At 72.1% G+C, this 14,492-nt stretch carries 14 protein-coding genes; 3 read left to right on the top strand and 11 right to left on the bottom strand.

What is annotated here, in order from left to right; all coding sequences use genetic code 11:
• Positions 1 to 115 precede the first annotated feature (115 nt).
• The 5 genes from AB0M80_RS41795 to AB0M80_RS41815 all read right to left on the bottom strand — a co-directional run bounded on the left by AB0M80_RS41795 (position 116) and on the right by AB0M80_RS41815 (position 5,820).
• A complete protein-coding gene (locus AB0M80_RS41795; RefSeq protein WP_364576031.1) occupies positions 116 to 1,276 on the bottom strand; it encodes a S8 family serine peptidase in 1,161 nt (386 codons plus the stop codon).
• A gap of 11 nt (positions 1,277 to 1,287) precedes the next feature.
• The gene (locus AB0M80_RS41800) at positions 1,288 to 3,435 is read right to left on the bottom strand and encodes a hypothetical protein (RefSeq protein ID WP_364576033.1); all 2,148 of its coding nucleotides are present in this window, start codon (positions 3,433 to 3,435) and stop codon (positions 1,288 to 1,290) included.
• Positions 3,436 to 3,547: 112 nt separating this feature from the next.
• Positions 3,548 to 3,826, bottom strand: coding sequence for a hypothetical protein (locus tag AB0M80_RS41805; protein ID WP_364576035.1), 279 nt, complete (start codon positions 3,824 to 3,826; stop codon positions 3,548 to 3,550).
• A gap of 72 nt (positions 3,827 to 3,898) precedes the next feature.
• The gene (locus tag AB0M80_RS41810; protein WP_364576037.1) at positions 3,899 to 5,260 is read right to left on the bottom strand and encodes a protein kinase; all 1,362 of its coding nucleotides are present in this window, start codon (positions 5,258 to 5,260) and stop codon (positions 3,899 to 3,901) included.
• A 98-nt stretch (positions 5,261 to 5,358) separates the two neighbouring features.
• Entirely contained in the window at positions 5,359 to 5,820 is a 462-nt protein-coding gene (locus tag AB0M80_RS41815) for an HNH endonuclease (RefSeq protein WP_364576039.1), read from the bottom strand.
• Between the two features lie 188 nt (positions 5,821 to 6,008).
• On the opposite strand from AB0M80_RS41815, the gene htpG reads away from it, so the two are divergent.
• Positions 6,009 to 7,913, top strand: coding sequence for a molecular chaperone HtpG (gene htpG, locus AB0M80_RS41820; RefSeq protein ID WP_364576041.1), 1,905 nt, complete (start codon positions 6,009 to 6,011; stop codon positions 7,911 to 7,913).
• A 119-nt stretch (positions 7,914 to 8,032) separates the two neighbouring features.
• Here the strand turns inward: htpG and AB0M80_RS41825 are convergent, their stop codons facing one another.
• From AB0M80_RS41825 to AB0M80_RS41850, 6 genes are all read right to left on the bottom strand, one after another.
• Positions 8,033 to 9,463 carry a glycoside hydrolase family 76 protein gene (locus tag AB0M80_RS41825; protein ID WP_364576044.1) on the bottom strand — a complete coding sequence of 477 codons (1,431 nt, stop codon included), beginning with the start codon at positions 9,461 to 9,463 and terminating at the stop codon, positions 8,033 to 8,035.
• Between the two features lie 93 nt (positions 9,464 to 9,556).
• Positions 9,557 to 10,165, bottom strand: coding sequence for a cupredoxin family copper-binding protein (locus AB0M80_RS41830; protein WP_364576046.1), 609 nt, complete (start codon positions 10,163 to 10,165; stop codon positions 9,557 to 9,559).
• Entirely contained in the window at positions 10,162 to 10,614 is a 453-nt protein-coding gene (locus AB0M80_RS41835; protein ID WP_364576048.1) for a hypothetical protein, read from the bottom strand. Before AB0M80_RS41835 ends, AB0M80_RS41830 begins: the two co-directional genes overlap by 4 nt.
• A 59-nt stretch (positions 10,615 to 10,673) precedes the next feature.
• Positions 10,674 to 11,645, bottom strand: coding sequence for a cupredoxin family copper-binding protein (locus AB0M80_RS41840; protein WP_364576050.1), 972 nt, complete (start codon positions 11,643 to 11,645; stop codon positions 10,674 to 10,676).
• A 24-nt stretch (positions 11,646 to 11,669) separates the two neighbouring features.
• On the bottom strand, positions 11,670 to 12,578 hold the full coding sequence (locus AB0M80_RS41845; RefSeq protein ID WP_364576052.1) for a CopD family protein: 909 nt from the start codon (positions 12,576 to 12,578) through the stop codon (positions 11,670 to 11,672).
• A 3-nt stretch (positions 12,579 to 12,581) separates the two neighbouring features.
• Positions 12,582 to 13,193 (bottom strand): hypothetical protein, encoded by a 612-nt coding sequence (locus AB0M80_RS41850; RefSeq protein WP_364576054.1) that lies wholly within the window; start codon positions 13,191 to 13,193, stop codon positions 12,582 to 12,584.
• A 392-nt stretch (positions 13,194 to 13,585) separates the two neighbouring features.
• On the opposite strand from AB0M80_RS41850, the gene AB0M80_RS41855 reads away from it, so the two are divergent.
• Both AB0M80_RS41855 and AB0M80_RS41860 read left to right on the top strand, forming a co-directional pair.
• On the top strand, positions 13,586 to 14,122 hold the full coding sequence (locus tag AB0M80_RS41855) for a copper resistance CopC family protein (RefSeq protein ID WP_364576056.1): 537 nt from the start codon (positions 13,586 to 13,588) through the stop codon (positions 14,120 to 14,122).
• A 29-nt stretch (positions 14,123 to 14,151) separates the two neighbouring features.
• On the top strand, positions 14,152 to 14,490 hold the full coding sequence (locus AB0M80_RS41860) for a hypothetical protein (protein ID WP_364576058.1): 339 nt from the start codon (positions 14,152 to 14,154) through the stop codon (positions 14,488 to 14,490).
• Positions 14,491 to 14,492: the final 2 nt, after the last annotated feature.

Here is a 14,492-nt window from a genome sequence, read left to right on the forward strand (position 1 = left end):
GGCGAACGCCAGCCGAGGCCCTCACGAAGCTACTGTTAGATCAACAAACGACAGGTGTTGCAACCACCGCGTGAATCCGCCTGGCATTCACGGACCTTTGGACGGCAGCCGGGGATCAGAACCCGCCGAGGCCGTTCGGTACCCCGAGGCCCGTCGGGGCGTCGTAGCCCGGGCCCGCTACGCACAGGTAGTCGCCGCCGCACTTCTTGCCTGCTCCGGCCGGGTCGTTGTGGCCCGTGGTCACGTCGAGGAACGCGGCGGCCTCGGCGTACAGGCCGGCCGGTTGGGTCGCCCCCGCGTGCCCGGAACGGCCGACCAGGCCGGCGACGAACGGCGCCGAGGCGCTCGTGCCGTTCACCGGGAGCCAGCCGTCCGCGTCCGCGTAGTGGATGGCGATGTCCTCGGCCGCCGCCGCGATGTCCGCGACCGTCCGCTTGCCGCAGTGGGTGTCCTTCTGCCACGTCGGTTTCGCGATGTAGGCCGAGCAGCCGCTGCCGCCGTACTGCCACGCCGACTCCGCCCAGCCCCGCGGCGAGTCCGGGTCGCGGGCCAGCGACGTGCCGCCGACCGCGACCGTGGAGGCCAGTACCGCCGGATAGCTCGCCGCCGTGAAGCCGGTGTCGCCGGAGGAGGCCACCACCGTCACACCCGCGTGCTGGTAGTGGCTCGCGAACGCCAGTGGCGCCCCGCCTTCGCGCGCGCCGTAGCTGTTCGACACCACCTTCGCGCCCAGCCGCACCGCGGTGTCCTCGGTCTCGGCGAGGTCGGCGAACCCGGGGGTGTTGCCTTCCACGACGAGGATCCGGCAGGACGGGCAGGCCGCGGACACCATCGAGACGTCCAATGTGGACTCGAGAGCCCAGCCGAAGTTGGCGGGCGGCAGGGGAGCCACGGCGCCCTGCTGGTTGACCTTGCGGAAGCAGCCGTTCGCCGTGGTGCACGGCGGCAAGCCGTACTGCGCCCGGTAAGCGGCGAGGTCGGCCTCCAGGTTCGGCGCGTCGTAGGCGATCGAGATGCCGACGACGGTGTCCGGCCCCGCCTCGGCGGGCAGCCGGTAGGCCGACGCCAGGTCGTCGGCACCCCAGCCGACCGGGCCGTCGGCCAGGGTGCGCGGCGCGCCCGGCGTGTACGTGGTGAGGCAGCGCAGCAGCCCGGGACCCGGCTCGGGACACGCCGTGCGGGCCACCGGCGCGGCGGCCGCGGCCGGGGCGAACCCGCCCACCGCGGCCGCCGCGCACACGGCGGTCAGCGCGCGGATCATCCTTCTGTTCCCCATGAACAGTCCTTTCAGGACACGTAGACGTGGTAGGCGGCGGTGATCGTCTCGGCGATCGTCGCCCCGGCGGCGTCGGACGCCGTGACGCGCAGCGAGACGTCCGTGCCGCGGTACGCCTCCGTGGTCGCGGTGAAGTCCGCGTGGAAGACGCCGTCACCGCGCGGGCTCACCGTCGCGTCCTGCCAGGTCGTGCCGTCGGTCGAGTACTGCACCGTGGCCCCGGTGACCGCGCTGCCGGTGCTCAGCTGCAGGTGCCCGGCCGTGAGGTCCAGGCTCTGCGGCCCGGACAGGGCGGACCCGTCCGGCCGGAGGCCGCCGACGGCGTACCCGAGCGTCAGCAGCGGTTCGACCGCGCACGACCGGTCCGGGCCGTCGTCCCCGCGGGCGCAGTACAACGCCGCCGGGAGCGTCGCGCCTTCGACGTGCTGGGACTTCCACGTCCACTCCGTGTGGGTCGCGGTGCTCTGGCGGTACATCGGGCCCGTGCGGCCCGCGTCGATCGTCAGCCCGAGCGTCGACGGGCCGGGACCGACCTCCTGCTCCAGGCCGACCGTGGTGGCGCCGCTCGGGCTGCCCTCGGCGAGCGTCGTGCCGTCCTGGGTGAACCGGTAGTGTCCGGTGACGGTGTCCCGTGACTCGCCGTAGAACCCGAAGCCGGTGTGCCCGGGCTGGTTGTCGCTGAACGGCGTGATCGCGAACCGCACCAGGTCGCCGGCCCGGGTCGCGCCCGGTTGCGTGAAGACCGACGGGTCGCTCAGCGGCATCAGGGCCACCGCGCTCGCCGGGTGCAGCGGGAAGCGGTTCCAGTCCTCGGTGACCGAGGACCCGCCCTGGTAGGTGTGGAACGCCTCGTACTGACCGCCGGCCCAGCCGGGGAACGAGCCCGGCCCGGGCAGCGTGTACTTCGAGAACCCGCCGAACCACATCAGGTCGGGCGCGGCCGAGACGTATTCGGTCTGCTTCCGGGGCAGCTCGATCGGGTGCGACGTGCGGCCGCCGCCGTCCTCGAAGGAGAACATGCCGCTACGCTGCCGCAAGCCGAGGGAGGCGAACTCGCTGTAGTAGGTGGCGTCCACCGCGGCGACGTCCTTCGCCGTGATCGTGTACCGCTGCTGCGGAATCGTGCCGGTGGCCGCCTTCTGCAGCACGTATTCGTACGGCGTGCCCGGCCCGGGCGGGGACACGAGCCTGCTGTACGGGTAGGTCTGGAGCGCTCCGGTGCGCACCGGAACCGCGGTCGGGGACACCGAAATCGGGACGCCGGGCCCGGCGTCGAAGTCGACCACCAGCGCCGGCCCCGTCTTCGCGGCCCGGCGGAACAGGAACCCCGTGTCGTCCAGCAGGGCCGGCCGTGGCGTCACCCAGTTCAGTTTGCTGTTCGCGCGCTTCGCGTCGACGCGGACCGTCGTGTCCGCCTTCACCGCGAACTCGGGTTGCGCGCTGAACCGCATCTCGGTCGCGTTGCCGTCGGCGTCGGCCGTCCAGAAGACGCCGTAGGCGCTGTAGTTCCCGTCCGGCACGCTGAACTTGGCCGTGCCGCCGGAGAAGTAGCCGTAGTTCTCGTCCGCGGCGAGGGTGTTCCCGTCGTCGGTGTTGTAGAGGAACGCCATGCCGGTGTCGGCAGGCTTCCCGCCGATGTCGGTGGCATCGACCGACACCGTGCGCATCACCGACCGCGGCCGGACGGCCGCGCGCTTCGGCGCCCCGGCGAGCGCGAAGCTCGCACCCCCGGCGAAGAGCCCCTGCCCGCCGAACCGCCCGCGCGCGTTGTCTTCTTTGAACTGCTTCGCCAGTGCGGCCCCGAAGGTCTTGGTGTCGACCGGGGCCTTCGCGCCGGCCAGCAGCGCCTTGACGTCGAACAGGCTCAGGTCGAGCCCGCGGCCGAGGTAGGGCAGCGCGGTGCCGGGGACCTCGTAGTCGCGGCCGCCGAGCCGCAGGTGCACCAGCGCCCGCGCCATGCCCTTCTCGGCGGCCGGCTGGACCTCGAAGGTGTCCCGGCCGTCCGGAGTGGTCCGGACGGTGACGCGGTCGCCGGTGATGAGCGTGACGGTCGCCGAGGGAACCGCGGCGGCCGCGGCGACCGCGGAGGGCGGGGCGAGCCCGGCCAGTCCTGCTTGACCCGCGAGCAGGACCCCGAGGACGGACAAAGTTCTTCGCACTGGCACCTCCGTGTGGTGATTGATCACCACTACCGACGAGCCAGCCACCCGGACCGTTGAGCCCGAGCCTCGATCTCCCGTGAATTGCCCTGATCGGCCCAACGACGGAGGGCTACTTCTTCCTCGCCTCGTCGAGGGCGTCCAGGAACTCCTCGACCTTCGCGCGCTTCGGGTATTCGTAGCGGAACACGTTCCCGGGCAGCTTGTCGGCGCCGAGCGGCACGTTCGCGACGATCTCGGTCGGCGCGCCCGGGGCCACGAACACGATCTCGCCGTGCTTGCGCCAGGTGGCCGCCGTGTGCCGGACGTCGGTGAGCTTCCCGACCGGGAACCGGTGCTTGGCGTCGTCGGGGACGATCCCCATGCTCTTCGTCGCGATGCTGAGCGTCACGGTCCGGCCGTCGAAGCGGATCGACCTGCGCCGGGCCCGGACGTGCTGGGGCTTCAGGGTGCCTCCCGGTGGTCAGAGCGTCCGGCAGGTCAGCGCCGGGCGGGCGTCGTCACTTCCGTTCTGGGTCAGGGCGATCAGGCCGAACGTCGTCGTCGCGTCCGCGTCGAGCTGCGCGTTCCAGGCGGCGTTTTCGACCGTCACCGTCGAACCATCGACGGTGAAGGTGCCGTTCCACAAGCCGCTGATGCGGTGACCGGCGGGCAACGTCCAGCGGACGCTCCAGCCGGACAGGTCCGCGTCCCGGTCGTTGCGCACCGTCACCTGCACCTGGTAACCGCCGGGCCAGGAGTTCGTCACCTCGTAGCGGGCGGCGCAGCCCAGCTCGGCCGTCGTCGTGGGCGCCGGGCTCGGGTTCGTCGGCGCCGGGGGAGCGGAGGAGGCCGGTGCGGCGACGGTGGTCGTGCCGTCCGGGACGAGCACGGTGCCGATCAGCACGCCGAGGGCTAGCAGCACGGCGCCGGCGGCCGCCGCCAGGACCAGCCGGCGTCGCGGGCGGCGGACGCGCAACAGCCGGGTCCCGGCCCGCGGCCGGGGGCGGGGCGGCGGCAGCGGACGGCCGCCGGTGACCGCTTCGAACAGCTCCTGGACCTCCGCCATCGCCGGGCGCGCTTCCGGGTCGCGCTGCAGCATGCGGATCAGCACCTCGGAGAGCGGCCCGCTGTGCCGCGGCGGGCTGATCTCCTCCTTGGCGACGCGCAGGAGCAGGGCGATCGCGTTGTCGTCGTTGCCGAACGGGGGAGTGCCCTCCCCGGCGCGGTAGAGCGTCGAGCCGAGGGAAAAGACGTCGGCGGGGAAGCCGGCTTCGTGGCCGGCGGCGACTTCGGGCGCCAGGTAGGCCGGCGTGCCCGCGATGAAGCCGCCGCCGGTCACGGCCCCTTCGCCGGTGGCCCGGGAGATGCCGAAGTCGGCGATCTTGGCGACGCCGGACTCCCCGAGCAGGATGTTGCCGGGCGTGACGTCGCGGTGCACGACGCCCTCGGCGTGCGCGGCGGCGAGCGCCGACGCGATCTGCGCGCCGATGCGTGCCACCTCCTCGGCGGGCAGGCTCTCCCGGTCGAGCAGGATCTCCGCCAGGCTGCGCGACGGCAGGTACTCCATCACCAGGTAGGGCTCGCCGTCCTGCTCGACGACGTCGTGCACCGTGATGGCGTGCGGGTGCCGCAGCCGCGCGGTCAGCCGTGCTTCGCGCAAGGCGCGCAGGGCCGCCTGGTCACTCGCGGCCTGCCCGATGGCCGCGTCGTAGTCCAGCTGCTTGACCGCGACGACCCGGTCGAGCCGCTCGTCGCGGGCGCGCCAGACGACGCCCATCGCCCCCTGGCCGATCCGCTCGGCCAGCCGGTAGCGCCCGGCGATCAGCTCTCCTGCGTCGGTCACGACGACCTCCCCGGCCTTCCCCGGAACACACGGATGCGGGTGGCGATCGGTTCGAGCTTAACGGCCGGTCCGCCGGCGCGCCGACGGACCGGCCGCGCTCACGCGCCGACCCGGTGCAGCTGGTCCCACGCCGGGACGTACGGCGCGAAGTGCAGCTTCATCCCGGCCTCACCCGGCAGCTTGTCCGCCTTGCGGGCGTTGCAGCTGCGGGCCGTGCCCCCGCACGCGGCGACCGTGTTGAGCCAGTCGGTCCGGGCGCCGCCGCGGCTCAGCGGCGTCACGTGGTCGATCGTGGTGGCGCGCCGCCCGCAGTAGGCGCACCGGTACCCGTCACGGACCAGCACACCGCGCCGGGACCAGCGCGGTGGCTGCGTATATCGCCACTTCATGACGACGTACCGCAGCAACCGCACGATCTTCGGGCGCGGGAACAGCCCGTAGGCGAGGCCGTCCTCGGCCTCGTGGATCTCGGCGACGTGCCGCACGAGCATGCGGATCGCGTGCGGGACGGAAACGGTCTGCAGCGGCTCGTAGCCGGCGTTGAGGACGAGAACCTTCACAGCGCACCCCTTTTTCGGTGACGGAGAAGCGGAAAACCGCCCGGCGGGCGGCCTTTTGCCTGGTGCAGATCATCGTCGCCGAGCGCCGTGAGCTGCGTCAATCGTGTTTCAGCACAGCGGATGCGCAGGGGAAGAACCGCCGGATAGGATCGACCCACCTCGGCTTTGACATGCGGAAAGGAACGGAAGTGACTGCCCCGATCGAGACGCTGGAGTTCCAGTCGGAAGCGCGTCAGCTGCTCCAGCTGATGATCCATTCGATCTATTCGAACAAGGACACGTTCCTGCGGGAGCTCGTGTCCAACGCCTCCGACGCCCTCGACAAGCTGCGGCTGGAGTCGTACCGCGACAAGGACCTCGAGGCGGACACCGCCGACCTGCACATCGCCATCGAGACGGATCCCGCCGCGCGGACCCTCACGGTGCGGGACAACGGCATCGGCATGACGCGCGACGAGGTCGTCGCCCTGATCGGGACGATCGCCAAGTCCGGCACCGCGGACTTCCTGACCAAGCTGAAGGAGGCGAAGGACGCGGCGGCGTCGCAGGACCTGATCGGGCAGTTCGGCGTCGGGTTCTACGCGAGTTTCATGGTCGCGGACAAGGTCACCCTCGTGACGCGCCGCGCGGGCACCACCGAAGGCGTCCGCTGGGAGTCGACCGGCGAAGGCACGTACACGATCCAGCCGGTCGAAGACGCGCCCCAGGGCACCGCGGTCACCCTGCACCTCAAGCCCGAGGACACCGAGGACCACCTCTACGACTACGCGTCCCCGGCGAAGGTCCGCGAGATCGTCAAGCGGTACTCCGACTTCATCACCTGGCCCATCCGGATGGCCGGGGAAGCCGCCGAGGGCGAAGAGCCGAAGGTGGAGACCGTCAACTCGATGAAGGCGCTGTGGGCGCGGTCGTCGAGCGAGGTGACCGAGGACGAGTACCACGAGTTCTACAAGCACGTCAGCCACGACTGGCAGGACCCCCTGGAGACGATCCGGCTGCAGGCCGAGGGGACGTTCGAGTACCAGGCGCTGCTGTTCCTGCCGTCGCACGCGCCGATGGACCTGTTCCTGCGGGAGCGCAAGCGCGGCGTGCAGCTCTACGTCAAGCGCGTCTTCATCATGGACGACTGCGAGTCGCTCGTCCCCGAGTACCTGCGGTTCGTGAAGGGCGTCGTCGACGCGCAGGACCTCTCGCTCAACGTCTCGCGGGAGATCCTGCAGCAGGACCGGCAGATCCAGCTGATCCGCCGTCGCCTCGTGAAGAAGGTCCTCTCGACGGTCAAGACGATGATGACCGCCGACGCCGAGAAGTACGCGACGTTCTGGCGCGAATTCGGCCGCGCGGTGAAGGAAGGCCTGCTCGACGACTTCGAGAACCGCGAAGCCATCCTCGAGATCTCGTCGTTCGCGTCGACGCACGACGCCGAGAAGCCGACGTCGCTGCGCGACTACGTGGAGCGGATGAAGGACGGCCAGCAGCACATCTACTACATGACCGGCGAATCCCGGTCGGCGATCGAGAACTCGCCGCACATGGAGGCGTTCCGCGCCAAGGGCTACGAGGTGCTGGTGCTGACCGACCCGATCGACGAGATGTGGGTCGACGCGGTGCCGGGCTTCGACGGCAAGCAGTTCCAGTCGATCGCCAAGGGCCAGGTCGACCTCGATTCGGACGAGGACAAGAAGGCCACCGAGGTCGCCCGCGAACAGCAGAACAAGGACTTCGAGAGCCTGCTGACGTGGATGGGCACCGCCCTGGGCGACACCGTCAAGGAGGTCCGCCTGTCGTCGCGGCTGACGACGTCGCCGGCCTGCATCGTCGGGGACACCCACGACCTGACCCCGACGCTGGAGAAGATGTACCGCGCGATGGGGCAGGAACTGCCGCCGATCAAGCGCATCCTGGAGCTCAACCCGGAGCACGCGCTGGTCACCGGCCTCCGGGAGGCGCACGCGTCCCGTCCGGAGGACGACGGCCTGGCGGAGACGGCCGAGCTGCTGTACGGCATGGCGCTGCTGGCGGAGGGCGGCGAGCTGGCCGACCCGTCGCGCTTCATCAAGCTGCTGGCCGGCCGGCTGGAGAAGACGCTCTGAGCTGTGATTGAGCCCGGAACTCGCGTGATCGGGCCCGTGACTGGCGTGATGGGAGCCGGAACTCGCCGGTTCCGGCTCTGATCACGCGAGATCCGGCTCTGATCACGCGAGTTTCGGGTTCAGGGGGCTGCGTTCATCAGATCCAGCGCGCTCTGCTGGCGGGCCGCGTCGGACTGGTCGAACGGGCCCGCCCACACCAGCCCGTACGCGTCCGCGCTGTTGCGGTCGTTCGCGTACGCCGAGTTGGCCTGACGCTGCAGGTAGCCCGTGTACGGGTGGTCCGGCAAGGCCGCGTTCAGCACCGCCAGGTCCCGGACGTACACGCCCTTGAACGTCGGGCCGTCCGCGCCACCACCGCCGGCCGCTTCGCCCGGGTCGCGGAGGATGCCGCCCGGGTTCAGCGCCGAGTTCGTCGTCGACGCGTTGGCCATCGCGCGGGCCTTCGTCAGCAGGCCCGCGTCGCCGGTGGCGCGGTACAGCTCGGTCAGGGCGGCCAGGGGCACGCCCTGGTTGTACGTCCAGACCGGCTGGCCGTTGTTGGCGCACGTCGACACGTTCAAGCCGTCGTTGACCAGGTTCGCGCCGTTGATCACGCCGCTGCCCGAGAACCACGTCCACCCCGCGCGGGCGCGCGCCAGGTACGCCGTGTCGCCCGGGATGCGGTTGTGCAGGGCCGCGTTCAGCTGGATGTACAGCGAGTTCGGGATGGCGTTCTTGGTCGTCCGGGTCGTGTTCCACCAGACCCCGCCGCCGCAGACGCCGTCCCAGTAGGCGTACATGTGGTCGGCGTCGGCGCGGGCGGTGCTCAGGTAGCGGCTGTCGCCCGTCAGGTCGTAGGCGTCCACCCACGCCAGGCCCCACCACGCCGTGTCGTCCAGGTAGTCGTTGCGGAAGCTGCCGCCCTGCGCCGAGAGGTTCTTCGTGTACGTCGTGTCGATCGCGTAGCGGTAGCTGCCCATGCCGCTGATCCGGACGTTGTCGATGATCGCGGTCAGCGCGTTCGCCGAGTTCCACCACCCGGTGGTGTCGAAGAGGCCGGTGCCCAGGTTGTAGCGCTCCATCAGCGCCGTGGCGGCGGCGGTGCGGCGGTTCCCGGCGTTCCACGTCGTGCGGGCCCAGCCGGTGCAGGCGATCGTCCCCGAACCCGCGGGCTGACCGCACGCGCGCAGCAGGCCGACACCCTTGTTCGCCCAGTCGTCGGCGTTGTACATCAACGTCCGCCAGCCGGTCGCGCCCGCCGGGGTCGCCGTGTCGCCGAGCTTGCTGCCCGACGCCCACGTGCGCCCGGCGTCGAACGAGCGGTCCAGCCAGACGTGGTCGCCGGCCGTGCCGCCGGTGATCGCCGCCCAGCCCATGTCGTCGCCGTCGTCGAGGTGCAGGGAGATCCGGCGTGAACCGGTGGTCACGGCGACGCCTTCGCGGTCACCGGGAGACAGGGCCGGGTCTCGGGCGTCGCAGTACTTGGCACAGATCGGGGCGGCGGCCGGAGTCGCCGGGGCGGCCGGAGTGGCCGCCAGGACCAGGGACAGCAGGGGGATGAGGAAGTGCATCGGCCACCTTCCGCGCTGAAGGGCGATGCTTCCATTGTGGCGAGCCGATATTATTGGTCCAGTCCTTTACCGGGACAGGTTTCGGACAGGAATTCACGCCCGCCGCGAGCTCAGCAGGAGCAGGCACAGCACCGCGATCCCGGTGACGAGCCCGGCGACCAGCAGCATCGGGTCCAGGGTCGCCGGCGCCGCCGCGGTGGCCTGCTGGACCGGGGGCTGCGGCTCGGTGGCGGGCGCGGCGGCCGCCGGGGACGGGGTGGCTCCGGGTGTGGTCACCGGCACCGCGGCGGCCGAGGTGGGGGCGGCCGTGGTCCGGGGCGGCGTGGCCCGGGGGGCCGTGCTCGCCGGCTTCGGTGGCGCCGTCGTGGGGGCGGGCAGCACCGTCACCGACGCCCGCATGACGGGGTGCACCGAGCAGTAGTACTGGTAGGTGCCCGGCTGCCGGAACGTGTAGCTCCAGCTCTGCCCGGCCGACAGCCGCGGGCTGCGGAACGCGACCGGCGCGCTCGTCGTGACGACGTCGTGGGGGGCCTCGTCGTGCTGCATCCACGTGACGGTGTCGCCGACCCGCACGGTCAGCGCGGCGGGGGAGTAGGCGTAGCCCTGCATCATGACCTGCTGCGTCGCCGCGGCGGCCGGGCCCGCGAACGGCAGGTTCAGGAACACCAGCAGACCGGCGACGGCCAGGGCGGCGCGCCTCATCGGACGAACTCGATCGCGATCTCCACGCGCAGCCGCCGCCGGGCGAGCAGCCGGACGAGCCGTCCCGCGTGCGCCGGCTTCCGGCGGGCCGGGAGGACGAACCCGGTGGCCCAGACGACGACGCCGAACTCGTCCCGGTGCCGGACATCGCCGCGCAGGCGCACGGCTCGCCCGGCCACGCTGCCTTCGACGACGAACGGGTCTTCGGCGACTTCGCCGGCGGTGAAGCTCAGTTCGCCGCCGCGGAACGCCCGGCCGAGGAACGGGATCGGAGTCCGCAGCGAGCCGGGATCGAGGGTGACCGAGAGCGTGCCGCCGGGTGTCCAGTGCCCGCCGGTCGCGGTCAGGCGGCCGCGGACCAGGGGCGGGCGCGGGGAAACCTCGATGACGCAGCGATCCCGGCGCAGGGTGTAGCTGGTCGTGGCGGGCAGCAAGGCGGTGTCGGGCATGGGCGGTGGCCTCCGGGGAAGGGGAGCGGGTGGCCCGGCGGGCCGGGCCACCCGCGGGGTCAGCAGCTCGCCTGGTTCAGCAGCGGCGTCAGCACGGTTTCGAGCCACACCGTGTGCGTCTTGATGTACTGGTCGAGGTTCAGCAGGTCGGTCACCTGCTGCCCCAGCGACGTCTCCAGGTGCGCGCTCTTGATGTGCGCGATGATCGGCGCGAGCGTGTCGGTGACGACCTGGCTGCCCGATCCGTCGAACGCCGGGGCGAGCACGGTTTCTAGCCACACCGTGTGCGTCTTGATGTACTGGTCCAGGTTGAGGATGTCCTGCACCTGCTGACCCGGTGAGGTCTCCAGGTGCGCGCTCTTGACGTGGTCGAGGATCGGCTGCAGGACCGCCTTCGGCACGCAGGATCCCCCGCCGGCCGGGGTGGACGGCATCGGCATCGAGTGGCTCGGGGCCGAGGTGGGGGCGGACGTCGGGGCCGAGGTCGGCGGGGCACTGGTGGGGGCCGCGCCGGTCACGGTGACGGTCGCCTTCATGTCCGGGTGGATCGAGCAGTAGTACGAGTACTTGCCCGCCTTGGTGAAGGTGTGGCTGAAGGTCTGGCCGGTCTGCAGGGTCGGCGAGGTGAACTTCTCCGGCCCGTCGGTGACGACGATGTTGTGCGGTGCGGTGTCGTGGTTGGTCCACGTCACCGTGTCCCCGACGGCGACCGTCAGGTCGGCGGGCGAGAACTTGTAACCCATGGCCTCGACCGACTTGGCGGCGGGCGCGGCAGCCGGGGCGGCCCCGCCGGCCTGTTCCTGGGCGAGGCCCTGGTAGAGCGGGACCGCCAGGGGACCCTGCTGGGCCAAGGCGGCGAGGTCGACGTTCGTCGCCTGGCTCGGCGCGGCCTGCTCGGCCTGGCCGCCGCGCAGCGTGGCCAGGCTGAACAACGCCGTCGCCAAGGCGAGGATCGCCACGGCGATCGGCCAGTTCCGCCGTCGTCGCACCACCTCCGGCTGCTCGGGGGCGGTGGGAGTGGGGTTGTCCATCGAGGGACTCCTTTCGCAGGGCGATCAGCGGCCGGGGCTGGCCGTGACGAGGAAGCTCGCCGCGAGGAGGACCACGAGCACGAGCGTGGTCTCGGCGGCGACGGAATGGACGAACGGGCGGACGGTGCCGGCGTCCCCGCGCAGGACGACGGCGAAATCGAGGCGCCGCCCCACCCAGCTGCGGCTGGCCTGTGCGGCGAGGAGCACGACGGCGAGCACGGCCAGCTTGACCAGCAGGGTCTGCCCGTAGGCCGTGCCGAACACCCGGCTGACGCTGCCGACGGTCTGCCACGCGAGCACGACGCCCGCGGCGATCACCAGGGTGACCGAGGTCATCGCCAGCTTCGAGTACCGGGGAATCACCGAGGCGAGCTCTTCGGGGTCGCGGCGGGCCAGGACGCCGAACAGCAGCACGGCCAGGCCGCCGATCCACGCCGACGCTCCCGCGAGGTGCACGAGGTCGGCCAGCTGCGTCAGCCACGGCCGGGTGCTCTCCACCGCGTGGCCGGTGAGGCCGGTCGTGCGGAGCAAGCCGAGCAGGACCGCCCCGGTCCCGACGCGCCAGGGCAGCGCCGTGGCGGCGGCGTGGCCGCGTTGCAGCAGCCAGGCCAGCACGACCCCGCCGAGCAGCCACAGCAGCGCCCTGGCGAACCAGATCCGCCCGAACTGGCTGTCCAGCGCCTGGCCGACGAGGTCCCAGGCCAGGAAGTCGCCGGCCGGGCGCTGTGCGGCCCACGCCGCCTGCAGGCCCAGCCCGGTGAGCGTGCCGAGCAGGCCGAGGAGCCAGCCCGTCACCAGGACCGACCGCGCGCCGCGGTGGCCGGCGCCCGCGGGCCAGAGCACGGCCAGGAACAGCAGCCCGCCGGCGAACAGCGTGAGACCGGCGTAGTCGACGGTACGGGCGATCACGTACCACGCCTTGACGGGTTCCACGGCTCACCGTCCACTGGGGACGGTCGTGGCCGGGACGTCGACGGCGTCCGCGGGGACCATCGCGGGTTCCAGCCCGCCGTCGGCCGCGCGGCAGTAGCCGAGGACGAGCGCGCCGAGCCCGTCCGGCCCGGTCACTCCCAGGCCGGTGGTGACGGTCCCGAGCAGGGGCAGCCCGCCGACGGTGTCCAGGACCTGTTGCGGGACCCCGGGCCGGCACGCGGGCACGTCGGTCCCGGGCGGCGGTGGGTCCGGCGTCGTGGGCGACGGCGGGGAGGGGGGTTCGGGTGCGCCGGGCTGCGGGGACCCCGGATCCGGGATGGGGGTGACCTCACCCGGCATCGGCGGCATGGCTTCCGCCGGCGGGCCGCCCACGGGAGCGGCGGGCAACGGGACCACCGGCACACCCGACGGGAGCAGGCCGGCCGGAAGGGGCGGCGGGCCCGGGGTTTCCGGGGTGACGGGGCGTCCGCCGTCCGCGACCGCGGGCGGGGTGGTCGCGTCGGCGGCGCCGCCCGGGCGCAGGCCGATGCCGGACGCGTAGCCGACGACGATCACGACCGCGCCGGCCAGGCTCGCGGCGATGACGTGGTCACGGCGCAGGGCGGGTCCTCGCACGGTTTCGTCCTCCAAAGAACGGGAATTCGCTCCCCTGCAAAGGGCTGCGCCGAAATTTCGGAGCGGCGGGGAAAGGGCGGGATGTGGGAGCAATAAACCAGCCGGCACGTTTCGCGGAGTGATGTTCACGTGAAGCTCGGGTAAAGTCGACCGGCGCTCTCGCGGCCGGACTCGGTGAGTTGCTGCGCCGAAAGCCGGTTTCGCTGGGCTGTTCGGGTGACCGGGTGCGCGGACTACCGGAGCAATGGCCCGGTATGCCCGATTGTGGGGCGGCGATCCGCCGCGGCGGTGAGAATTGCTTAACACAGCCGTTTCACGGCCTTCCGTCGCGGCGCCGGATGTGCTCGCTACGGTTCCGGCTGTCGCTCGAATTCCCGAGAAGCGAGGAAATCATGACTTCCCGCTGGTCTTTTCCCGTCCGGACCGCCGCCGCGCTGGCCGCCGCCGGGTGCGCGGTCCTGTTCGGCGCGCCCGCGGCGGACGCGCACAGCGTGCTGGTGTCCAGTTCGCCGGCCGAGGGCGCGGCGGTCGCCGCGGCCCCGGCCGAGGTGGCGCTCGTGTTCAACGAACCCGTGGAGAACCGGTTCACGGAACTCGCTGTGCTCGGCCCCGACGGCACCTCGCACTGGGAAGCCGGTCCGGCGTCCGTTGTGGACGCCCGGGTGTCGGCGCCGCTGCGGCCGCTCGGCCCGGCGGGGGGTTACACGATCCGGTACCGGGTCACCTCCGCCGACGGGCACCCGGTCTCCGGTGCCGTCCCGTTCCGGCTCACCGTGGCGGGCCCGGTGGCGGCGGTGCCGGCCGCCGCGGTGGTGGCGAGCGCCGGTGACGCCGGCTCGGTGCCGCTGTGGCCGTGGATCACCGGGGGTGCCGTCCTGCTCGGCACCGGATTCGCGGTGGCCAGGCGAGTGAGCCGCGCGGACGCTTGAGGCCGCGGCCGGGCGGGTATCCCGGGCCCATGACGAATCTCGACGACACCACGACGGCGAAGCTCGACGAATTCGTGCTCGCCCGGCTCGCGGAGGACGAAGAGCGCGTCCGGGCGGGTGAACTGCCGCTGATCGACGAGGCCGAGCGGCGCGGGCGGCTGCGGATCATGTACGCCGACGGCGGCGAGGGGCTGCTGCTCGCCGGCGGGCCGCTCGAGGCGCCGGAGGACCGGCACCCGGTGCCGTTCGCCGAGAAGGTGGAGTTCCTGCGCCGCGAGATCCGCGACGCCCACGACGACGCGTCCGTCAAGCTCATCGCGTCCGTGTACGAAGCCCACCCCGACTGGCGCGACGAGTGGCGCCCGTGACG

The sequence above is a fragment of the Amycolatopsis sp. NPDC051045 genome (assembly GCF_040682955.1).
GTDB lineage: Bacteria > Actinomycetota > Actinomycetes > Mycobacteriales > Pseudonocardiaceae > Amycolatopsis.